This window comes from Massilia sp. GCM10023247 (assembly GCF_042653325.1).
GTDB lineage: Bacteria > Pseudomonadota > Gammaproteobacteria > Burkholderiales > Burkholderiaceae_D > Telluria.
Genome location: NZ_JBHSIB010000011.1, coordinates 54828 through 75580, shown reverse-complemented (window position 1 = coordinate 75580; position 20753 = coordinate 54828). Strand labels below are relative to the sequence as shown.

The window sequence follows — 20753 nt, the reverse complement described above, 5'->3', positions numbered from 1 at the left end:
ATTTTCGCAACGCGCTCCCGCGCCATGGATTTATTTCGGCAGCGAGGTATTCGGCAAGGAGGCCGTAAACGTACTCCCCTGCCCCGGCTTCGAATCGATCTTCAGGCGCCCGCCATGGCGCAGCAGCACGTGCTTGACGATCGCCAGGCCCAGGCCCGTGCCCTGGGTGTCGCGCGAGCGGCTCTTGTCGACCCGGTAGAAACGCTCGGTCAGGCGCGAGAGGTGCTGGGGGTCGATGCCGATGCCGCTGTCGGTCACCGCGAATTGCAGCTCGCCCTCCCCGCGCCGCCAGGCGAGCGTGATGCGCCCGCCGTCCGGCGAGTAGCGCACCGCGTTCGAGGCCAGGTTGGCAAAGGCGCTGCGCAGCTCTTCCACGCTGCCCATCACGTCCGGTCCGTCGACCAGCACCTCGATCTCGTGGCGCCCGCCCGACAGCGCGCGCGCCTCGCTCGCCACCGATTCGATCACGGCCGCGACGTCGACGCGCTCGCGCCGCAGCGGGAATTCGTCGGACTCCAGGCGCGACAGGGTCAACATGTCGCCGATCAGGCGCTGCATGCGCTGGCCCTGTTCCGTCATGAGCTTCAAATGGGCCAGGCGGGTCGCCGCGTCCATGCCCGGGTCGGACATCGCGATCTCGAGGAAGCCGACGATGACGGTCAGCGGGGTGCGCAGTTCGTGCGAGGCGTTGGCGATGAAGTCGCGCCGCATCGCCTCGATCCGCTCGGTGTCGGTGGCGTCGTGCGTCACCAGGATCTGGCGCCGGTTCTCGAACGGGATGATGCGGCACTCGATCCTGCGCCCGCGCAGCGACAGGCTCAAAGGCTGCTCGTAGCGCCCCAGGATGATGTAGTCGATGAAGTCCGGATGGCGCACCAGGTTCGTTACGCGTAGCCCCTTGTCGCGGTCGAGCGTGAGGCCGAGGTGGCGCTCGGCGGCCGGGTTGCACCACTCGAGGAAGAGCACGTCGTCCATGATCGCCACGCCCTCGGGCAGCAGGCGCATCGCCTGGCGGAAGCGCGCCAGCCATTCGGTCAGTTCGTTCTGGTTGCGCTCGTCCTCGCGGCGCAGGCGGTACAGGCGCGCGAAGACGTCGGTCCAGGCGCCCCAGCCGTCGGGCAGGCGGGTCGCGCCCGGGTCGTCCAGCCATTGCCCCAGCTGGTGCAGGTAGGACAACTGGACGAACAGGGCGACCACGGCGCCGGCCAGGGCCAGGGCCAGGCCGGCGATCGGCCCCGCCAGCCACCAGGCAAAGGCGGCCGCCACGAACACGGTGGCCAGGCGCAGCAGCGCCGGCACCCAGAACAGCAGCTTGGGATTCATCGGACTTGTCTCTTTGTCTTATTTTTCGGAGAGCATGTAACCGACGCTGCGCACGGTGCGGATCAGGCCTTCGGCGCCCTTCAGGGCTTTCCTCAGCCGCAGCACGTGCACGTCCACCGTGCGCTCTTCGATGACGGCGTGGTCGCCCCACACCTTGTCGAGCAGCTGGGCGCGCGAGAACACGCGCTCGCGGTGCGCCAGCAGGAATTTCAGGAGCTTGTATTCGGCGTTGCCGATGTCGATGCCCTTGCCCTCGATCGTCACCGTGCAGCTGGTCGGATCGAGCACCACGCTGCCGGCGTGCAGCGGCGCCTCGGCCAGGTGCGGGCTCTTGCGGCGCAACAGCGCGCGCGACCTGGCCAGCAGTTCGCGCGGCGAGAACGGCTTGGTGATGTAGTCGTCCGCGCCCGTGTTCAGGCCGGCCAGCTTGTCTTCTTCCATGCTCTTTGCGGTCAGCATGATGACCGGAATGTCCTGGAAGTCGCGGTCCGCGCGCAGGCGCGACAGCAGGCGCAGGCCGCTCTGGTCGGGCAGCATCCAGTCCAGCAGCAGCAGGTCGGGCCGGGCCTGGCTGATGCTGTCCCAGGCCGCCGCCGTGCTGTCGACCGAGTCGATGCCCCAGCCCGCCTCGCGCAGCGAATACGTCACCAGCTCGACGATCGCCGGCTCGTCTTCCACCACCAGTACGCGCGTCGTGTGCATCGGGCTCAGCCCTCCTGCGCGGTGGGCTTGCTGTGGCGGATGTCGCGTCCTTCGACCACGTAGATCACGTATTCCGCGATGTTTTTCGCGTGGTCGCCGATGCGCTCGATGGCCTTGGCCACCCACAGCGTGTCGAGCGCCGACGAGATCGTGCGCGGATCTTCCATCATGAAGGTGATCAGGTTGCGCAGGATGGTGCGGAACTCGTGGTCGATGATCTCGTCGGCGGCGATGATCTGCATCGCCTGCTTGCCGTCCAGGCGCGCAAAGGCGTCGAGGGCGTCATGCAGCAGGTTGGAGGTGCCCTTGCCGATCGAGCGGATGATGTCGTAGTGGGCGAAATTGGTCGCGCCGCGCTCGTGCAGGCTCTTCGCGGTGCGCGCAATCTTGCTGGCCTCGTCGCCGATGCGTTCGAGGTCGGTGATGACCTTGATGGTGGCCATCACGGTGCGCAGGTCGTTGGCGGCCGGCTGGCGGCGCACGATCAGGTGACTGCAATCGTCGTCGAGCTGCACTTCGAGCTGGTTCACCGCGTGGTCGTCGGCCATGACCTTGTCGGCCTTGGCCACATCGCCCACGCGGAAGCAGTTCAGCGCCTCCTCGAACTGGGTTTCCACCATGCCGCCCATCAGGAGCACCTTCGAGCGGATTGCTTCGAGTTCGTTGTCGTACTGTTTGCTTGAGTGTTCCCCGATCATACAACCTCCCTAGTTTTCTTTTTTAATTAGCCGAAGCGCCCAGTGATGTAGTCCTGGGTCTCTTTTTTGGATGGATTCATGAACAGCTGGTCGGTCTCGCCGAATTCCACCAGTTCGCCCAGGTACATGTAGGCAGTGTAATCCGAGCAGCGCGCCGCCTGCTGCATGTTGTGGGTCACGATGGTGATCGTGTAATCCTGCTTCAGCTCGCTGATCAGTTCCTCGATCTTGGCCGTCGAGATCGGGTCGAGCGCCGAGGTCGGCTCGTCCAGCAGCAGCACGTCGGGCTTGACCGCCACGCCGCGCGCGATGCACAGGCGCTGCTGCTGGCCGCCGGACAGCGACAGGCCGCTCTTGTTCAGCTTGTCCTTGGCCTCTTCCCACAGCGCCGCCTTTTTCAAGGCCCACTCGACGCGCTCGTCCATCTCGCCTTTCGACAGGTTTTCGTAGAGGCGCACGCCGAAGGCGATGTTGTCGTAGATCGACATCGGGAACGGCGTCGGCTTCTGGAACACCATGCCGATCTTCGCGCGCAGCATGTTAACGTCGACGCCAGGCTCGAGGATGTTGCGGCCGCGGTAGATGATCGAACCCTCGGCGCGCTGGCCGGGATACAGGTCGTACATGCGGTTCAGGGTGCGCAGCAGGGTCGACTTGCCGCAGCCGGAGGGGCCGATGAAGGCCGTCACCTGCTTCTCGTGGACGTCGAGCGAGACCTTCTTCAGGCTTTGCGTCTTGCCGTAGTAGAAATCGAGGCCGGAGATCTCGATGGTCTTGGTCTTGCTCTTGCTCGCGGCGGGCGTCGCCGCCGCGGCCGGGCCGAGGCTGCTCATGGACTGGGTCATGGACGGGGTCATGGTCTGGATCATGGACTGGGTCTGCTTCGTCAGTATGGATTAACGCGGGGTCTTCTGGGTGAAGACGGTGCGCGACAGGATGTTCAGGAACAACACGGCAGCGGTGACCAGCAGCGCGCCGCCCCAGGCCAGCGAGCGCCAGTCGTCGTAGGGGCTCATTGCATAGGTGTAGATCACGACCGGCAGGTTGGCGATCGGCGCGTTCATGTCGGTGCTGAAGAACTGGTTGTTGAGCGAGGTGAACAGCAGCGGCGCGGTCTCGCCCGAGATGCGGGCCAGGGCCAGCAGCACGCCGGTCACGACCCCGGCCTTGACGGCGCGCAGGCGCACCAGCATGGCCACCTTCCAGCGCGGGGCGCCGAGGGCGAATGCCGCCTCCAGCAAGCTGTTCGGCACCAGGCGCAGCATGTTGTCGGTCGAGCGCACCACCACCGGCACCGCGATCAGCGACAGCGCGATGCTGCCGGCCCAGCCGGAGAAGTGGCCGACGTTGGCGACGTACAGGGCGTAGACGAACAGGCCGATCACGATCGACGGCGCCGACAGCATGATGTCGGTAACAAAACGCGTCACCTGGGCGAAGCGGTTGCCCTCGCCGTACTCGGCCAGGTAGATGCCGGCCAGGATGCCGACCGGGGTGCTGATCAGGGTCGACAGGCCGACCATCAGCAGGCTGCCGACGATCGCGTTGCGCAGGCCGCCGGGGCTGCCGGGCGCCGGGGTGTCGGCGCTGAACATCGAGCCGGACAAGGCGCCGAAGCCGTTGATGAGCAGGGTCGACAGGATCCAGGCCAGGAAGATCAGGCCGATCGCCATCGCCACCACCGACAGCACGATGCCGATGCGGTGCGCCAGCAGGCGCCGGCGGTAAACCGGGTTTTTAACCTCGCCCTTCATTTCACACCTTCCTTGCGGGACATGCCCAGCAACATCAATTTGGCAGCCGCCAGCACCACCAGGGTGATCGCGAACAGGATCAGGCCGAGGGCGAACAGCGAGGACGAATGCAGGCCCGGCGCCGCTTCGGCGAATTCGTTGGCCAGGGTCGAGGAGATCGAGTTGCCCGGCATGAAGAGCGAGGACGACAGCTCGTGCGCATTGCCGATCACGAAGGTGACGGCCATGGTCTCGCCCAGCGCCCGGCCCAGGCCCAGCATCACGCCACCGACCACGCCATTGCGGGTGTACGGCAGCACGACCTTGCGCACGACTTCCCATTTGGTGCAGCCGAGGCCATAGGCCGATTCCTTGAGCACGGCCGGCACGATCTCGAACACGTCGCGCATCACCGACGAGATGAAGGGGATGATCATCACGGCCAGGATCAGGCCGGCGGTGAGGATGCCCATGCCCATCATCGGGCCCTGGAACAGCTGGCCGATGATCGGCAGCTCGCCGAGGGTGCTTTGCAGCAACGGCTGCACGTGGTCGGCGAACAGGGGCGCGAACACGAACAGGCCCCACATGCCGTAGATGATCGACGGTACGCCGGCCAGCAGCTCGACCGCGGTGCCCATCGGGCGGCGCAGCCAGCCGGGGCAGATTTCGGTGAGGAACAGCGCGATGCCGAAGCTGATCGGGAAGGCGACGATCAGGGCGATCACCGAGGTGGCGACCGTGCCCCAGATGGCGATCAGGGCGCCGTAGCGGTCTTCGACCGGATCCCATTCGGCGCTGGTGAGGAAACCGAGGCCGAACTCCTTGAAGGCAGGCGCCGCGCCGATGGCCAGCGACACGATGATGCCGACCAGCGCCAGCAGCACGGTGAGGGCGAACAGCAGCGTGACTTTATGGAAGAGGAAGTCCTGGATGCGCTGGTTGCGCATGGTCTTGCGCAAGGCGGCCTGGCTGGGGTCAAGCACGGCCGCGCTGGCCGGTTCCTTGATGACGACGGAGGGATGTGCGCTCATGTGGTGTTCTTATCGTGTGTGCTGCGTGTTCTGCCGCCCCTGCGGCAGGGCGGCCGGAACCGGGTTCCGGCCGCCCTCTTTCATCTGCTGCTTACCAGATCGGCTTGCCGGCGCCATCCTTCAGGTTGGCGCGCCATGCGTCCTGGACCAGCTTGGTGACGTTGTCGGGCATCGGCACGTAGTCGAGCTCGGCCGCGGCGGCGTCGCCGCTCTTGTAGGCCCAGTCGAAGAACTTCAGCACTTCCTTGCCCTTGGCGGCATCGCCTTGCACCTTGTGCACGATGATGTAGGAGGCGCCCGTGATCGGCCAGCTGGCCTTGCCCGGCTGGTCGGTCAGCACGACCGCAAAGCCCGGCGCCTTGGCCCAGTCGGCGCTGGCGGCGGCGGCCTTGAAGGCGGCGTCGTCAGGCTGCAGGAAAGCGCCTTCGCGGTTCTGCATCTGGGTGTGCGCCATGCGGTTCTTCTTGGCGTAGGCCCACTCGACATAGCCGATCGAACCCTTGATGCGCTGCACGTAGGCGGCCACGCCCTCGTTGCCCTTGCCGCCGACGCCGGTCGGCCACTTGACCGAGGTGCCGGCGCCGATCTTCAACTTCCAGTCCGGGCTGGCTTTCGACAGGTAGTCGGTGAACAGGAAGGAGGTGCCCGAGCTGTCGGCGCGGCGCACGACGGTGATGTTGTCGGCCGGGAGCTTGACGCCCGGGTTCAGCGCGGCGATCGGCTGCGCATTCCACTTGGTGATCTTGCCCATGAAGATATCGGCCAGCACGGCGCCGCTCAGCTTGACCTGGCCCGGGGTGACGCCCGGCAGGTTCACCACCGGCACCACGCCGCCCACGATGGCCGGGAACTGGAACAGGCCCGACTGGTTCAGGTCATTCGCCGCCAGCGGCATGTCGGAAGCGCCGAAGTCGACGGTCTTGGCCTTGATCTGCTTGATGCCCGCGCCCGAACCGACCGACTGGTAGTTCAGGCCGTTGCCGGTGGCGGCCTTGTACATTTCCGCCCATTTGGCGTAGATCGGATACGGGAAGGTCGCGCCGGCGCCGGTCATGTTGACGGCCTGGGCGCTCGCTGCGAAGGTCGTTGCTGCAGCTGCGATCGAAATGAACAAGTGCTTCATACGCATGTCTGATCCTTTCAAAAGGTGTGCGCCAGGTGGGCGCTGCGGGTTTCCCCGACGAATGAGGCGGAGTCTAACGGCCGAATATGACAAGTTGATGACATTGCCGGTTGGCATGTCATCAATTCGATGACAGGGGCTGGACTGCCTGTCACACGACTGTTTCAACTGCATGAAGGCCACATGACCCGGCGTACGGCGCATGCATCCTGTATCGACTGGTGGCGCCATAGTGCCGCGATGCCATGAAGAAGGGCACACGATTGATTCCTGCGGGCAGACCTGGACGGTGGCGGCTGGGCCTTGGCAACTGCCGGCTGCCGGGCGAACCCGGTCGCAAAAAAGCGAACCGCAGCGCTTGTAAATACAGTGCCGACTGCTATGCTCAAATAGCAGTCATTGCATGGAGGGGATGTTGAAAAGCGTCTGACTATTATGTTCAATCTGTTTGCATTTGCCATCCTGAGTGGCATCGCCGGGCTGATCGCCTACGAAATTTTCCAGGAAGTGGGCGGCAGTTCAGGCGCCCTGCACGACCGCTATCACGAATAGCGAACCGCCCGTTCTTTGCGGGCATATGAAAAAAGCGGCGAGGCCCCAGGGCGCTCGCCGCTTCGTTTTTGGGCCTCGCCTGCGTTGCTAGCGCAGGAAACGCGCCAGCGCCGTCATCATCCCCAGCTCCAGGCTCAGGAACTGCAGGCCGACCTTGAATTCGCCGCCGCTGAGGATGCAGTAGAGCGTCTTGCCGCGTGTGTTGACGGGAACGACCGCGCCTTCCACCAGCATATCGAAACGCACTTGCACCGTCTGCCCGCTGGGCACGGGATGCGGCACGGTCAAGCTGACGCCGCTGGCGCTGATGTCGGTGGTGCGCCCGAGCAGGGGCGCCCCGCCCTCGGGCGCGAGCATGGCCCTGGTCTTGAATACCTTGCGCGGGGATTGCCTTTGTTCTGTTTGCACGATCGTACTGCCAAGTAAAACGAGCAGTGATTATATGCAATATGGCTGCATCCGGCTGGCGCGCGCCAAGACGCCGGGCAAGCAGCGGCCTTGCCCAGCGCTGCGCCTCAGTCGAGTTCGCGCAGCTTGGTAAACGCCTGGTCGATGCGCTCGACCGCGATGATGGTCATTCCTTCAATCTTTTGCTTCGGGGCATTTCCCTTCGGGACCAGGGCGATCGAGAAGCCGAGCTTGGCCGCTTCCTTGAGGCGCTCCTGGCCGCGTGGCGCCGGGCGGATCTCGCCAGCCAGGCCGACCTCGCCGAACACGACCAACCCGCGCGGCAAGGGCTTGTTCCGCATCGACGAGTTAATTGCCAGCAACACCGCGAGGTCGGCCGCCGGTTCGGCGATTTTCACGCCGCCCACCGCGTTGATGAAGACGTCCTGGTCGAAGGCGGCGATTCCCGCGTGCCGGTGCAGCACGGCGAGCAGCATCGCCAGCCGGTTTTGCTCCAGGCCGACGGACAGCCGGCGCGCGTTCGGCAGGTGGCTGGCGTCGACCAGGGCCTGGATTTCCACCAGCAGCGGGCGCGTGCCCTCCTGGGTCACCATCACGCAGGAACCCGGCACCTGGTTGTCGTGCTGCGACAGGAACAGGGCCGATGGATTCGAGACGCCCTTCAGGCCCTTCTCCGTCATCGCGAACACACCGAGCTCGTTGACGGCGCCGAAGCGGTTCTTGATCGCCCGCACCAGGCGGAAGCTGGACTGGGTATCGCCCTCGAAATACAGCACGGTGTCGACGATGTGTTCGAGCACGCGCGGGCCGGCCAGCGCGCCCTCCTTCGTGACGTGGCCGACCAGGATGATGGTCACGCCGGTCTGCTTGGCCACCCGCGTCAGCTGGGCCGCGCACTCGCGCACCTGCGACACCGAGCCCGGCGCCGCCGTCAGCGCGTCCGAATACAGGGTCTGGATCGAGTCGATCACCGCCACTTCGGGCTTGAGGTCGGCCAGGGTGCCGAGGATTTTCTCGAGCTGGATCTCGGCCTGCAACTTGAGGTCCTTGGCGTCGACCATCAGGCGCCGCGCGCGCAGCGCGATCTGGGCGCCGGATTCCTCGCCGCTGACATATAAGGTACTGCGCGTCGCGGCGAGGTTCGCCAGCGCCTGCAGCAGCAGGGTCGACTTGCCGATGCCGGGATCGCCGCCGATCAGCACCACGCCGCCGGCGACCAGGCCGCCGCCCAGCACGCGGTCGAATTCCTCGATGCCGGTGCCGAAGCGCGGCACGTCGACCGCCTCGATGTCGGCGAGCGAGAGCACCGGCGCCGTTTGCGCCAGCGCCTTGTGGTTGACGGTCTGCGACATGCGGTTCACGCCGGCCGTCTCGACGACGCTCTCGACCATCGTGTTCCAGGCCTTGCAATCGGCGCACTGGCCGGTCCAGCGGCTGGCGACGCTGCCGCACTCGCTGCAGACGAACTGGGTCTTTGCTTTAGCCATTTGTCCCTAACCGTCCTTCCGTGACGCGCACGCGCGGCGCGAGTGCGCACATCAATTCATAGCCGATGGTGCCCGACGCGGCGGCCACCTCGTCGATCGGCAGGCCGTCGCCCCAGAGCGTGACCTTGCTGCCGATGCGGGCATTCGGGATCGGGGTCAGGTCGACCGTCATCATGTCCATCGACACCCGCCCGACGACGGTGGTGCGCACGCCGTCGACGATCACCGGGGTGCCGTGCGGCGCGTGGCGCGGGTAGCCGTCGGCATAGCCGCAGGCGACCACGCCCACCTGCATCGGCCCGCTCGCTTCGAAGCGGCTGCCGTAGCCGACGGTGTCGCCGGCCACCAGGTCCTGGATCGCGATGATTTCCGAGGACAGGGTCATGGTCGGGCGCAGGCCGAACTCCGCGGCGCTACGCCCGCCCGGGGTGCCGCCGTAGAGCATGATGCCGGGGCGGACCCAGTCGTTCTGCAGCTCGGCCTGGAGCACGGCCTGGTGCAGCACGCCGCCGGAATTGGACAGGCTGCGTTCGCCCTCGAGGCCCTCGGCGCCGGCGCAGAAGCGGCGCACCTGCTCGGGAATCGCCAGGCGCGGGTGTTCGAGCTCGTCGGCATTCGCGAAGTGGGTCATCAGGGTGATGTGGCGCACGCCGGGAATCGCGCGCAAGCGCTTGTACGCGGCCGCATACGCTTCAGGCTTGAAGCCGAGCCGGTTCATGCCGGTGTTCATCTTGAGGTGGACGTCGATCGGGCGGTAGAGCTGGGTGTACTCGAGCATCTTGATCTGCTCCAGGGAGTGCACGGTGCTGTTGATATTGTGCTCGGCCAGCAGCGACACGTCGCTGGCGTCGAAGATCCCCTCGAGCAGCAGGATCGGTTTCACCCAGCCGAGTTCGCGCAGGCGCAGCGCGTTCTCGGTCTCGATCAGGGCCAGGCCGTCGGCCTGGGCGAAGCCGCGCATGCCGCGTTCGAGCCCGTGGCCGTAGGCGTTGGCCTTGACGACGGCCCAGACCTTGGCGTCAAGCGTGCAGGCGCGCGCGCGCCCCAGGTTGTGCTGCATCGAATCGAGATGAATGGTGGCGCAGAGCGGGCGTGGCATGGGCGATAAAGAATAAAAAAAACGGTTCAGGCGGAAGCCGCCATTTTACCGGACCGCCCCGCATCCTGCGCGGCCGTTTCTTTGGGCGTGCCGACCTTTCATGGTATAAAGCAACCCACACAAGTTTCCTGGCTCTTCGAATGAATCGTGGTTTCTATACCATCATGGCGGCGCAATTCTTCTCGTCGCTGGCAGACAATGCGCTGCTTTTTGTAGCCATTGACGTGCTGGTGAGGATGAACGCCCCCGCTTCGCTGACTCCCTTGCTGAAGCTGTCGTTCGTCTTGTTCTATGTGCTGCTGGCCGCATTCGTGGGCGCCTTTGCCGATTCGCTGCCGAAAGGCCGGGTCATGTTCATCGCCAACCTGATCAAGATCCTCGGTTGCGCCCTGATGTTCCTCACCGTGCACCCGCTGCTTGCCTATGCCGTCGTCGGCTTCGGCGCCGCCGTCTATTCGCCCGCCAAATACGGCATCCTGACCGAGCTGCTGCCGCCCGAAAAACTGGTCGTCGCGAACGGCTGGATCGAAGGCCTGACCGTGATGTCGATCATCTTCGGCACGGTGCTCGGCGGCGCGCTGGTCAGCAACGCGGGTTCCGAACTGCTGCTCAGCCTCGACCTCCCCCTGCTGGGAACCGGCATCGATACCACCAGCGAAGCGGCCATGACCGTGGTCGCGGGAATCTACGTGCTGGCGTCCCTGTTCAACCTGCGCATCCCCGATACCGGCGCCCGCTACGAGCACCAGGAACGCAACCCGGCCAAGCTGATCGCCGACTTCGCGAACTGCTCGGCCACCCTCTGGAAGGACAAGCTGGGCCAGATCTCGCTGGCCGTGACGACCCTGTTCTGGGGCGCCGGCGCGACCCTGCAGCTGATCGTCCTGAAGTGGGCCGAGCGCTCGCTGGGCATGACCCTCGACAAGGCCACCGGCCTGATCGGCGTGGTGGCGGTGGGCGTCGCGCTCGGCGCGGTGCTGGCCGCGCGCATGATCCCGCTGCGCAAATCGCTGACCGTGATCCCGATGGGGATCTTCATGGGCTTCGTCGTGACCATCATGGTGTTCGTGCACGACGTGATCATCGCCTACCCGCTGCTGGCCCTGATCGGCTTCCTGTCGGGCTTCTTCGTGGTGCCGATGAACGCGCTGCTGCAGCACCGCGGCCACGTGCTCATGAGCGCCGGCCACTCGATCGCGGTCCAGAACTTCAACGAGAACCTGTCGATCCTGACCATGCTGGCGCTGTACGCGATCATGATCACCCTGAACCTCGACCTGGACATCATCATCGTGCTGTTCGGCCTGTCGATCGCGGGCATCACCTGGCTCATCCTCAAGCGGCACCAGGCGAACCAGAAGCAGCACGATTCGCTGGCGCTGATCGGGGAACACAAGCACTGATTGGCGTCCGACCTTCGACGGCGCCGCAACGTAGGGTGGGCACGTGTGCCCACCCTACGATATTTGCAAAAACTGCAATATCACCAAATAATATTTCGCCCCAACTCCTGGCTGCGCTTGGCTTCGGCCCGCTCGCGCCAGTCGTTCGGCACGATGAATCCCCGCTCCACCTCTTCCACCAACCCCGGCGTCTCGCGCACCACGGCCACCAGCACCGGCGCGGCATTGGTCTCGAACTGCGCCTCGAGTTCCGCGTGCAGCTGCGCGCGGTTGAGCAGCCAGGACGCCTGCGCCGCGCGGAACGGCGCCAGCCACTGCAGCTTGGGCAGGATCAGGAAGGCGTCGGCGCCGAGCGTGTCGAGCTCGCCGAGCGCGCACCAGAAGCCGCGGCAGTGGCCGGCCGTGATGCCGCTCATCGCCGGCCAGCTGCCGGCCGGATAGAACAGCCAGCCCTTGACCAGCGCGTGCGCCGCCACCACCGGCCGCGGCAGCTGGCTTTGCGCGGCCGGGTGCGTCCCCAGTGCGAGCTGGCGCTCGAAGATCTTGCGCATCTTCGCGCCCAGGCTGTCGGCCAGGTTGGGGCCCACGAGGGTATCGAACTGCTGGGCATCGGAGGCGGCGCCGGCCTCCCCTTGCAGCAGGTAGAACTTGGTCGCGAATTCGATGTGCTCGACGAAGTCCGGACCGGCATCGAGCAGGAAGTCGAACTCGCCGACCGTGTCGTTGCGGTTGGCGCGGATCTGCAGGCCGTGCGCGACCAGCCTGCCCTGGTGCTGGTAATAGAAGGCCATCAGCTTTTCGGCATACAGCCCGAGACGGGTGTAGACGCGGGTGCCCAGCGCGGCGTCGAGCGGGGCCGGGTCGTGGTCGAGGTCCGCCAGCCAGCGCGCGACCTCCGGCGTCACCGGCCCGGTGGAGGCGATGCGGCCCTGCCAGTGGGGCGCGGCGGCGTCGAGCAGGTCGGGCGAATCGAGCAGCCAGGCCAGGGCGCGCACCCGGGCGCGCCGCAGGTGGCCCCAGCGGCGGTGGAAGGCGAGCTGGTAGCTATCGGTCCCGTCGCGCATCGGGCTCGTCCCGCCCATCGGAGCGCGCCTGCGCGCGGGCGCGGCACAGGTCGGCCCAGGCGAGCGCCTTGTCCAGGCCGCGCCGCAGCAGCTCGCCCGGGTGCAGGGTCGCCACCAGCGCCGTGTTGCCGAAGGCATGCACGCTGCCGCGGCTGCCGGCGAGCGGCGCCGAGAGCGGCTTGCCAAGCAGGCCATTGGCGGCGATCTGGCCCAGGGTCAGCACGGTCGACGCACCGCAGAGGGCCAGTTCGCGCTCGAGGAAGGGGCGGCAGGCGGCCGCCTCGTCGGCGGTCGGCGCGCGGTCGCCGCCGTTGGCGCTCGCCGGGCGGCACTTGACCAGCTGGGTCACGTAGACATCGGTCTCGCGCGACAGCCCGCCGGCGGCCAGCATGTTGTCGAACAGCTTGCCCGCGTCGCCCGTCAGCGGCTGCCCGGCCTGCTCGTCGGCCGCGCTCGGGGCGCCGGCGGCGACGAACCAGCGCGCCTCGCGGCTGCCCGCGCCATACACCGGCTTGCGTCCGGCGCAGGAGCCGCAGCGCTCGCAGCGCGCAATGGCCGCGTGCAGCTCGTCCCAATCCATGGCGGCGATGGCCTCCAGGCTGTCGGCCGGTTCGGGTTCCTCGACCGGAGCGGGCGCCGGCGGCGTCCATGGCGCCGGGGCCGGCGCCGAGGTGCGCGGAATCTCGCCCCAGGCCGGATCGCGCGGCGGCGGCGGCACGAAGCCTTCGTTGGCCGGCGCCGGGGCAACCGGGGCCGGGGATGGCGCCTCGGCAGGCTGCGCTTCCTGCTGGGTCGGCTCGGCCTGCTCCGCGCCTTCTGCTTCGGCAGGCGGCTGGCGGCGCAGGCGCCACAGCGGCGCAATGCCCATCTCGGCGAGGAATACCTCGTCGCGCTCGTTCATAATGTGTGCCTCATCACGATGGCATCCTCGCGCTTGCCTTCATGGGCAGGATAATACCCCTTGCGGCGCCCGATCTCGGCAAAGCCGAAACGTCCGTACACGGCCAGCGCGCGTTCGTTACTCGGGCGCACCTCGAGCAGCACGGAAGTCGCGCCCATCTCGCGGGCGCGCGCGCACAGGGTCTCGATCAGGTAGCGCCCCAGTCCGGTGCCATGGCGCTCGCCGGCCACCGCGACGTCGAGCAGGTGTGCCTCGTCGAGCGCATACATCAGCACGAAGTAGCCGGCCAGCTTGCCGGCCCGGTCGCGCAGCAGCCAGGCGTCGTAGCCGGCCTCGAGCGAGTCGGCGAAGTTGGCGCGGCTCCACGGGTGCGGAAACACGCTGCATTCGAGCGCATGCACCTCGTCGACGTCGGCGGGCGTCATCGGCACGAGCGCCAGGCCTGCGCCGGCAGGCGCGTTCATCATCATGGTTCCGTCCCGGCAGCCGCCTTGGCACGATTGATTGCCTGACGCTCGGCGCTGGTGAACGCGACCTTGTTGCGCAGGTACAGCGGCTGGGCCTGGGCTGGCGGCACGCCCAGCCCCGCCGCCAGCGCGCGGGCGCCGATGACGGCCATGTCGCGCGCGTGCGGCACGATCGAGGCATCGGCCCCGGCGGCAAAGCCGGCGCCGGCAAAGGCGTCGGGATAGGCGGCAAAGCCGTTGCCGCAGGCGGCCAGGCCGTCGCGAGCTTGCGGCTGGACCGCGCCCGGCGCGGACAGGGTCGGTTCGATCAGCGCCTGCCAGGCGCCGCCGGCATACCGGTATTGCGCCCAATAGACTTCGCCCATGCGCGCGTCGAGCACGGCCAGCACCTCGGTCGCGCCGCTGCGCGCGCGGCAGCTTTCCGCCATCGCTTCGAGGGTAACCAGCGGCAGCACCGGCAGGCCGGCGCCGAAGGCCAGCCCCTGGGCCACGCCGCAGGCAGTGCGCACGCCGGTAAACGAACCGGGACCTGCGCCGAAGGCGATCGCGTCGACGTCCGGCAAGGCGATGCCTGCTTCGCGCAGCAGCTCCTGCACCATCGGCAGCACCGACTGGGAATGGGTGCGCACGCCGCTTGAATCGCGCGAGATGACGGTGGCGTCGCCGGACGACAGCGCGCACGAGGCGAGTTCCGACGAGGTTTCGATGGCAAGGATGATAGACATACCGTATTTTAACCCGGCGCGCGCCCTCCGATCCATGGCCAGGCGCGCAGCAAGGCCGTGGTGACGCGGCCCCGGCCAGGAGGTAGAATGCGCCCATGCATAGCCTAACGCTCGAGTCAGACAACCGGGACGCGATCCAGGCCGCCTTCGACGGCGGCCGCTGGATCGTCGCCTGCCTGTGCGCCGCCTGGTGCGGCACCTGCGGCTCCTACCGCGCCGCCTTCGACGCCCTGGCGGCGCGCCATCCGGACAAGACCTTCGTCTGGATCGACGTCGAAGACCAGGCCGACGTCGTCGGCGACCTCGATGTCGAGAATTTCCCGACGCTGCTGGTGCAGCAGGGCGATACGGTCGCCTTCTTCGGCCCCATGCTGCCCGACGCCGCCGTCGCCGAGCGCCTGCTGCAGGCGCAGGCCGAGATGGCGCCGGAGGAACTGGCGCGCCTGGCCGCGTCGAACGAGGAGCGGCGCGGCTGGCAGCGCGACTGCAACCTGCGCGTCCTGCTGCGCGACGCGCAGTAAAGGTTCAGCCTGGCTTGACTAGGCCAGCCGCAGGGGTAAGCTGCGCAGCCTCTGCCCGGTCAGCTTGAACACGGCCGCGGCCACCGCCGGCGCCACCGGCGGCACGCCCGGCTCGCCCACCCCTTCCGGCGCCTCGGCGCTCTTGATGATGACGGTCTCGACCACGGGCGCGCGGTCCATGCGCAACACCGGATAGTCGCCGAAGTTCGACTGCTGCACGCGCCCGTCCCTGATCGTGATCTCGCCGCCCAGCGCGGCCGACAGCCCGAACACCACGGCCGACTCCATCTGCTGGGCCACGATGTTCGGATTGACGACGATGCCGCAATCGATGGCGCACACGACCCGGTGAACGCGGATCTCCGTTCCCGCGACCGAGACTTCCGCCACCTGGGCCACGATGCTGCCGAAGGACTGGTGCAGCGCGACGCCGTGGGCGCGTCCGGCGGGCGCCGCGCCGGCCGCCTCGACGGCGGCATCGAGCACCGCCAGGTGGCGCGGGTGTTCCTGCAGCAGGGCGCGCCGGTAACGCACGCCGTCCTGCCCCGCCGCATGCGCGACCTCGTCGAGGAAGCCTTCCTTGAAAAACGCATTGTGCGAGTGGCCGACCGAGCGCCAGTAGCCGAGCGGCACCGCGCTGTCGACGATCACGTGGGCGACGCGCTGGTTGGCGATCTCGTACTGCATGTCGTATTCGCCCTCGGCCGTGGTCTTGTCCGGTCCCATGCCCGGCAGGCCAAGGTTGCGCGGGTAGTACTGGTGGCCGATGGCGCCGCTGGCGGACCTGTTGTTCCAGGCCAGCAGCCGGCCCTGCCCATCAAGGCTGGCGGAAAAGCGCGCCAGCGCGGCCGGCCGGTACACGTCGTGGCGGGTGTCGTCCTCGCGGGTCCAGATCAGCTGCACGGGCTGGCCGCCGCTACGCAGCGCCACCGCCACCGCCTGCGCCACCATGTCGCCCTCCAGCCGGCGCCCGAAACCGCCACCCAGCAGCATGACCTCGATCGCGACGTCCTCGCGCGCCACCCCGGCGACCTTGGCAGCGATGTCGACGGCGATGCTCGGCACCTGGGTCGAGAGCCACAGGCGCACCTTGCCGTCCGCGACCTGGGCGGTACAGTTGACCGGCTCCATCGCCGCGTGCGCGAGGAAGGGCGCGCGGTATTCGGCGCGCACGATCTGCGCCACGCCCTCGACGTCCTGGGTGCCGGATTCGAAATAGGCGTAGCCGGCCTCCTCGTCGAGCGCGGCTTCGAGGCCGGCGAAGATGGCGTCGCTCGACAAGTGCGCCCCGCCGTTCTCGTGCCAGCGTACCAGCAGCGCGCCGGCGGCCGTCTTCGCCTGCCACCAGCTGCGGGCGACCACGGCCAGGCCGGCCCCGGCGCCCGCATACGGTCCCAGCGCGGACGAAAAATCGACGACGCCGGTCACCCCCGGCATGGCCCTGGCCTCGGCCGCATCGAAGTAGGCGACCGTGCCGCCGATCACGGGCGACATCCTGACCGCCGCATACAGCAGGCCCGGCGGCCGGGCGTCGATGCCGAACAGCGCCGAGCCGTCGCTCTTGGCGGGCGTGTCGCGGCGCGGCGCCGGCTGGCCGATCAGGCGGAAGGCGCCGGGTTCCTTCAGGCGCACGTCGGCGATGCCGATCCCCGCGCCTACCTGCGCCGCGCGCGCGGCCAGGCTGCCGTAGGAAGCGCGCCGGCCGTCCCGGTGGATCACGAAGCCGTCTTCGGTGCGGCAATCGGCCACCGCGCATGTCCACTGCGCGGCGGCGGCCTTGACCAGCATCGCGCGCGCCACGGCGCCGGCTTCGCGCATCGGCTGCCAGGCATCCTTGACGCTGGTCGAGCCGCCCGTGAACATGATGCCCAGTTCGCGCCCGATCTTCCCCAGCATCCACTGGGCGCCGTCTTTCACGTTGCCGCGCTCGTCCGGGTGGAAAGGCAGGTTCTCGCGCAGTACCGCCAGGTTGCCGAAGATCTTGTCGATCGGCGCCGCCATGATGGACACGGCCGCGAGCGGCGCGTCGAGCTCCTCGGCCACCAGCATCGGCAGCGCCGTGTGCACGCCCTGCCCCATTTCGCTGCGCGGCACCACCACCGATACCTGGCCGTCGGGCCCGATCGCGACCCAGCCGTTGAGGGCGACCACGCCTGGCGCGACCGCCAGCGGCGCGCCGCTGTGCAGGCGCTGGCGCGGCGGGCGCGTGCCCCAGCCCACCAGCAGGGCGCCGCCGGCGGCCAGGCCGCCGAGCAGGAAGCGACGCCGTCGCGGCGAGCCTGGCAGCGCCGGGCCGGTGTCAATGGGTGCTGTCGCTTCGTTCGTGTCTCTCATTGCCTGTCCATTCTTGCAGCAGCTCGCCCGGCGCCGCCGGCCGGCCGTACAGGTAACCCTGCGCGCGCGTGCAGCCGTGGCGCAGCAGAAAGGCTGCCTGTTCTTCCGTTTCCACCCCTTCGGCGATCACCGAAAGGTTCATGCTTTTCCCGAGCTGGATGATGGCGATCGCGATCGCTTCGTCGTTCGAGTCGAGCGCGATGTCCTTGATGAAGCTGCGGTCGATCTTGAGCACGTCCACCGGCAGCTGCTTGAGGTAGGCCAGCGAGGAGTAGCCGGTGCCGAAATCGTCGATCGCCAGGCCCACGCCCATCGCGTGCAGGTCGTGCACGAAGGCCAGCGCGTCGCCGGTGTCCATGATCACCGATTCGGTCACTTCCAGCTGCAGGCGCTGCGGCGCCAGCCGGGTTTCCGCGAGCGCCCGCGCCACCTGCGGCGCCATCGCCCCGCGCTGGACCTGGCGCACCGACAGGTTGACCGCCATCTTCGGCACCGCCAGGCCGGCCTCGTCCCAGCGCACCATCTGGCGGCAGGCTTCGAGCAGCACCCATTCGCCGATCTGGTGGATGAAGCCGGTGTCCTCGGCCATCGGGATGAAGCGCGCCGGGCTGACCGATCCCAGCTCGGCATTGTGCCAGCGCACCAGCGCCTCGACCCCGATCAGGCGCCCGCTGCCGATCTCGATCTGGGGCTGGTAGTGCAGGAAGATCTCGTCTCGTTCGATCGCGCGGCGCAGCAGCGCTTCCATGCGCAGGCGCTCGACGCCTTCGCCGTCCATCTCGCGCGCATAGAACTGGTAGCCGTTGCGCCCGCGCGACTTGGCCTGGTACGTGGCGACGTCGGCATTCCTCACCAGCAGGTTGGCGTCGACGCCGTCGTCGGGGTACAAGGCAATCCCGATGCTGCCGGTGACGAACAGCTCGTGGCCGGCCACCGTGAAGGGCTGCTCGAACATGCCGATCAGCTTGTCGGCCACCTGGCGCGCGCCGAAGCGGCCGCTGACGTTCTCGAGCAGCACGACGAACTCGTCGCCGCCGAGGCGCGCCAGCGTGTCGCCTTCGCGCAGGCGCGCGCCGAGCGCGGCGGCCACCTGCTTGAGCAGTTCGTCGCCGACGTGGTGGCCGAGCGTGTCGTTGACGTTCTTGAAGCGGTCGAGGTCGATGAACACGACCGCCAGCTGCTGGCTTTCGCGGGCGGCGCGGCCGATCGCGTGCAGCAGGCGGTCCTGGAACAGCAGGCGGTTGGGCAGGCCGGTCAGCGGGTCGTGGTGGGCCAGGTAGTCGAGCTTGTCCTGCGACTCCTTCAGGCGGGTGATGTCGCTGAAGACGCCGACATAATGGGAGACCGCGCCGGCAGCGTTGCGCACGGTCGATACGGTCAGCCACTCGCGATAGGTTTCCCCGTCCTTGCGCGCCCTCAGCAGCTCGCCGCGCCAGATGCCGGTCGCGCTGAGCTGGCGCCACATGTTCCAGCCCAGCTCCTGGTCCGCGCGGTCCGTGCTCATCACATCCCAGGGGCGGCCGACGACTTCGTCGCTGGACCAGCCGGTGATGTGGGTGAAAGCCTGGTTGACGGTCACGATCGTGCCCTGCGCGTCGGTCACCATCACGCCGTCGGCGATATGCTCGAGCACGGTGGCGGACAGGCGCAGCTTTTCCTCGGCTTCCTTGCGCTCGGAGATGTCGGCGAACACCCAGATATTGCCCGCCTCCGGACGGCCGGGTTCGATCGCGCTGCCGCTGACCAGGCACCACAGCAGGCTGCCGTCGCGGCGCCGGAAGCGGCGCTCGTGGCTGGGGTCGCCCCCTTCGGCCAGGATCGCGACGAAGCGCGCTTCGGCGGCGGCATGCTCCGCCTTGCTGGTAAACAAGATCGATGGCGGCTGGCCGACCAGGCTGCCGCCGCGGTAGCCGAACAGCTCCTCGGAGCGGCGGTTGACCGACACGATGCGCCCCGCGCGCGTGAAGACGACGCCGAACATGACGTTGTCGAGGATCGCGCCCTGCTCGGCCAGCAAGGCGGCGATACGCATTTCGTTGTGCTTGCGCTCGCCGATGTCGGAAATGATGCCGTCGACCCAGTAGCCCTCTTCCCCCGGCACCCGCTGCGGCTGTCCGCTTTCGAGCACCCAGCGCTCGCGCCCTTCGGCGTCGCGGATCCGGTATTCGATTGCGTAGCTGCGGCCGGCCAGGATCGCCTCGCGCGTCGCCTGGCGCTGCGCGGCCCGGTCCTCGGCAACGACCAGGCGTGCCCAGTCGCCCGTGGTGCCGCGCATGAACCGGGCTGCCGGCACGCCCGAGATGTCTTCGATGGCATCGCTGACGAAATCGATGGCGCCGCCGGGGCGGGCGCGGAACACGGCGCCGGGCACCTGGGTGACGATGGTGCGGAACTGTTCCTCGCGCCGGGCGACGTCGACGAACAGCTCGCGGATCGCCCCGCGCATGCGTTCCATCTGGGTACCGAGTCGCCCGAGTTCGCCGGGGGCTTCGAGCACCAGCGGCGTGTCGAAGTCGCCGCGCGAAAGGCGGTCGGAAAAGCCCGACAGCGTCTGCAGGGGTGCGCGCAGGCGCCGGCGCAGGAATGTAAGGATCAGCGCCAGCGATATGCATACCTGCACCGCCAGCACCAGCGCGTAGTTGCGCTGCTTGCGGTGCAGGGCCTGTTCGCTCAGCAGGTCGTCCATCTCGATCCGGACCTCGCCGATGCGCTCGTCCTGGACGGCGATCGCGCGCGTGGCCTGCACCACCCTGCCCAGCGGCCGGGGTGCGGCGCGCCTGTCGATGACGCCCGTGTCGCCGACCCCGATCACCTGGATCCGGACCACCGACGGGTCGCGCATGACGGCATCGACCAGCGAGCGGGCGGCGTCGGTATTCATGTCCCACAGGGATTCCTGCATGCCCAGCGCGAGGACGTCGGCATTGCGCTGCAGCGTGTCGTTGAGGTCGGCGACGGCCGACTCGCGTTCCTGCACCACCAGCAGGAAGTAGCCCGCCACAAGCACCGGAATGACCAGGCCGCCGACGATGACGATGAGCATGGTGCCGTACACGGACCTGGCATACAGCCTGGTCAGTCTCGACATCCTGGCGCGCAGGTCAATCCGGGGCATAGTCTGGGCCGCAATGGTTGGTGTTGCCGCTGCCGGCCCGTGCAGGATGCCTGCACACTCCGAA

Annotated in this window: 18 protein-coding genes; 2 read left to right on the top strand and 16 right to left on the bottom strand. The window is 67.8% G+C overall.

The genetic code is table 11. The features are described 5' to 3' along the window. Window positions 1–30 precede the first annotated feature (30 nt). The 10 genes from phoR to alr all read right to left on the bottom strand — a co-directional run bounded on the left by phoR (window position 31) and on the right by alr (window position 10159). Window positions 31–1323: a phosphate regulon sensor histidine kinase PhoR gene (gene phoR, locus ACFPAH_RS10745; protein WP_379744546.1), complete on the bottom strand. Its 1293-nt coding sequence runs from the start codon at window positions 1321–1323 to the stop codon at window positions 31–33. Window positions 1324–1341: 18 nt separating this feature from the next. Next, the gene (locus tag ACFPAH_RS10740; protein ID WP_379744544.1) at window positions 1342–2025 is read right to left on the bottom strand and encodes a response regulator; all 684 of its coding nucleotides are present in this window, start codon (window positions 2023–2025) and stop codon (window positions 1342–1344) included. Between the two features lie 5 nt (window positions 2026–2030). Beyond that, complete coding sequence (phoU, locus tag ACFPAH_RS10735; RefSeq protein ID WP_379744542.1) at window positions 2031–2723, bottom strand: phosphate signaling complex protein PhoU; 693 nt, start codon at window positions 2721–2723, stop codon at window positions 2031–2033. 26 nt (window positions 2724–2749) lie between these two features. Continuing rightward, on the bottom strand, window positions 2750–3556 hold the full coding sequence (gene pstB, locus ACFPAH_RS10730) for a phosphate ABC transporter ATP-binding protein PstB (RefSeq protein WP_379745985.1): 807 nt from the start codon (window positions 3554–3556) through the stop codon (window positions 2750–2752). Between the two features lie 63 nt (window positions 3557–3619). Then, window positions 3620–4477 carry a phosphate ABC transporter permease PstA gene (gene pstA, locus ACFPAH_RS10725; protein WP_379744540.1) on the bottom strand — a complete coding sequence of 286 codons (858 nt, stop codon included), beginning with the start codon at window positions 4475–4477 and terminating at the stop codon, window positions 3620–3622. Beyond that, on the bottom strand, window positions 4474–5490 hold the full coding sequence (gene pstC, locus ACFPAH_RS10720; protein ID WP_379744538.1) for a phosphate ABC transporter permease subunit PstC: 1017 nt from the start codon (window positions 5488–5490) through the stop codon (window positions 4474–4476). Before pstC ends, pstA begins: the two co-directional genes overlap by 4 nt. Window positions 5491–5581: 91 nt before the next feature. Then, window positions 5582–6619: a phosphate ABC transporter substrate-binding protein PstS gene (pstS, locus tag ACFPAH_RS10715; protein WP_379744536.1), complete on the bottom strand. Its 1038-nt coding sequence runs from the start codon at window positions 6617–6619 to the stop codon at window positions 5582–5584. A 633-nt stretch (window positions 6620–7252) separates the two neighbouring features. After that, the gene (locus ACFPAH_RS10710) at window positions 7253–7573 is read right to left on the bottom strand and encodes a PilZ domain-containing protein (RefSeq protein ID WP_379744534.1); all 321 of its coding nucleotides are present in this window, start codon (window positions 7571–7573) and stop codon (window positions 7253–7255) included. 107 nt (window positions 7574–7680) lie between these two features. Then, window positions 7681–9060 carry a DNA repair protein RadA gene (gene radA / locus ACFPAH_RS10705; RefSeq protein WP_379744532.1) on the bottom strand — a complete coding sequence of 460 codons (1380 nt, stop codon included), beginning with the start codon at window positions 9058–9060 and terminating at the stop codon, window positions 7681–7683. Then, window positions 9053–10159, bottom strand: coding sequence for an alanine racemase (gene alr / locus ACFPAH_RS10700; protein WP_379744530.1), 1107 nt, complete (start codon window positions 10157–10159; stop codon window positions 9053–9055). The genes radA and alr overlap by 8 nt, the downstream gene beginning before the upstream one ends. A gap of 140 nt (window positions 10160–10299) precedes the next feature. Between alr and lplT the strand changes: the two genes are divergently transcribed. Further along, window positions 10300–11562 carry a lysophospholipid transporter LplT gene (gene lplT, locus ACFPAH_RS10695; protein ID WP_379744528.1) on the top strand — a complete coding sequence of 421 codons (1263 nt, stop codon included), beginning with the start codon at window positions 10300–10302 and terminating at the stop codon, window positions 11560–11562. Window positions 11563–11642: 80 nt separating this feature from the next. On the opposite strand, the gene ACFPAH_RS10690 is transcribed toward lplT, so the two are convergent. The 4 genes from ACFPAH_RS10690 to tsaB are packed head-to-tail and all read right to left on the bottom strand — an operon-like array spanning window position 11643 to window position 14719. Beyond that, window positions 11643–12626 (bottom strand): DUF1853 family protein, encoded by a 984-nt coding sequence (locus ACFPAH_RS10690; RefSeq protein WP_379744526.1) that lies wholly within the window; start codon window positions 12624–12626, stop codon window positions 11643–11645. Further along, a complete protein-coding gene (locus ACFPAH_RS10685; RefSeq protein ID WP_379744524.1) occupies window positions 12607–13527 on the bottom strand; it encodes a uracil-DNA glycosylase in 921 nt (306 codons plus the stop codon). Before ACFPAH_RS10685 ends, ACFPAH_RS10690 begins: the two co-directional genes overlap by 20 nt. Continuing rightward, window positions 13524–13997, bottom strand: a complete 474-nt coding sequence (rimI, locus tag ACFPAH_RS10680; RefSeq protein ID WP_379744522.1) for a ribosomal protein S18-alanine N-acetyltransferase — start codon at window positions 13995–13997, stop codon at window positions 13524–13526. Before rimI ends, ACFPAH_RS10685 begins: the two co-directional genes overlap by 4 nt. After that, window positions 13994–14719 (bottom strand): tRNA (adenosine(37)-N6)-threonylcarbamoyltransferase complex dimerization subunit type 1 TsaB, encoded by a 726-nt coding sequence (gene tsaB / locus ACFPAH_RS10675; RefSeq protein ID WP_379744520.1) that lies wholly within the window; start codon window positions 14717–14719, stop codon window positions 13994–13996. Before tsaB ends, rimI begins: the two co-directional genes overlap by 4 nt. A 95-nt stretch (window positions 14720–14814) precedes the next feature. Here tsaB and ACFPAH_RS10670 point away from each other — a divergent pair, with 95 nt between their 5' ends. After that, window positions 14815–15240: a thioredoxin family protein gene (locus ACFPAH_RS10670; protein ID WP_379744518.1), complete on the top strand. Its 426-nt coding sequence runs from the start codon at window positions 14815–14817 to the stop codon at window positions 15238–15240. A gap of 18 nt (window positions 15241–15258) precedes the next feature. On the opposite strand, the gene ACFPAH_RS10665 is transcribed toward ACFPAH_RS10670, so the two are convergent. Then, window positions 15259–17574: a xanthine dehydrogenase family protein molybdopterin-binding subunit gene (locus ACFPAH_RS10665; RefSeq protein WP_379744516.1), complete on the bottom strand. Its 2316-nt coding sequence runs from the start codon at window positions 17572–17574 to the stop codon at window positions 15259–15261. Continuing rightward, window positions 17540–20689, bottom strand: a complete 3150-nt coding sequence (locus ACFPAH_RS10660) for an EAL domain-containing protein (RefSeq protein ID WP_379744514.1) — start codon at window positions 20687–20689, stop codon at window positions 17540–17542. The genes ACFPAH_RS10665 and ACFPAH_RS10660 overlap by 35 nt, the downstream gene beginning before the upstream one ends. Window positions 20690–20753: the final 64 nt, after the last annotated feature.

What these genes read in the sequence shown, in the direction of transcription:
- phoR (WP_379744546.1), bottom strand. Translation starts at nt 1,323, where the DNA reads ATGAATCCCAAGCTGCTGTTCTGGGTGCCGGCGCTGCTGCGCCTGGCC.
- ACFPAH_RS10740 (WP_379744544.1), bottom strand. Translation starts at nt 2,025, where the DNA reads ATGCACACGACGCGCGTACTGGTGGTGGAAGACGAGCCGGCGATCGTC.
- phoU (WP_379744542.1), bottom strand. Translation starts at nt 2,723, where the DNA reads ATGATCGGGGAACACTCAAGCAAACAGTACGACAACGAACTCGAAGCA.
- pstB (WP_379745985.1), bottom strand. Translation starts at nt 3,556, where the DNA reads ATGAGCAGCCTCGGCCCGGCCGCGGCGGCGACGCCCGCCGCGAGCAAG.
- pstA (WP_379744540.1), bottom strand. Translation starts at nt 4,477, where the DNA reads ATGAAGGGCGAGGTTAAAAACCCGGTTTACCGCCGGCGCCTGCTGGCG.
- pstC (WP_379744538.1), bottom strand. Translation starts at nt 5,490, where the DNA reads ATGAGCGCACATCCCTCCGTCGTCATCAAGGAACCGGCCAGCGCGGCC.
- pstS (WP_379744536.1), bottom strand. Translation starts at nt 6,619, where the DNA reads ATGCGTATGAAGCACTTGTTCATTTCGATCGCAGCTGCAGCAACGACC.
- radA (WP_379744532.1), bottom strand. Translation starts at nt 9,060, where the DNA reads ATGGCTAAAGCAAAGACCCAGTTCGTCTGCAGCGAGTGCGGCAGCGTC.
- alr (WP_379744530.1), bottom strand. Translation starts at nt 10,159, where the DNA reads ATGCCACGCCCGCTCTGCGCCACCATTCATCTCGATTCGATGCAGCAC.
- lplT (WP_379744528.1), top strand. Translation starts at nt 10,300, where the DNA reads ATGAATCGTGGTTTCTATACCATCATGGCGGCGCAATTCTTCTCGTCG.
- ACFPAH_RS10690 (WP_379744526.1), bottom strand. Translation starts at nt 12,626, where the DNA reads ATGCGCGACGGGACCGATAGCTACCAGCTCGCCTTCCACCGCCGCTGG.
- ACFPAH_RS10685 (WP_379744524.1), bottom strand. Translation starts at nt 13,527, where the DNA reads ATGAACGAGCGCGACGAGGTATTCCTCGCCGAGATGGGCATTGCGCCG.
- rimI (WP_379744522.1), bottom strand. Translation starts at nt 13,997, where the DNA reads ATGATGATGAACGCGCCTGCCGGCGCAGGCCTGGCGCTCGTGCCGATG.
- tsaB (WP_379744520.1), bottom strand. Translation starts at nt 14,719, where the DNA reads ATGTCTATCATCCTTGCCATCGAAACCTCGTCGGAACTCGCCTCGTGC.
- ACFPAH_RS10670 (WP_379744518.1), top strand. Translation starts at nt 14,815, where the DNA reads ATGCATAGCCTAACGCTCGAGTCAGACAACCGGGACGCGATCCAGGCC.
- ACFPAH_RS10665 (WP_379744516.1), bottom strand. Translation starts at nt 17,574, where the DNA reads ATGAGAGACACGAACGAAGCGACAGCACCCATTGACACCGGCCCGGCG.
- ACFPAH_RS10660 (WP_379744514.1), bottom strand. Translation starts at nt 20,689, where the DNA reads ATGCCCCGGATTGACCTGCGCGCCAGGATGTCGAGACTGACCAGGCTG.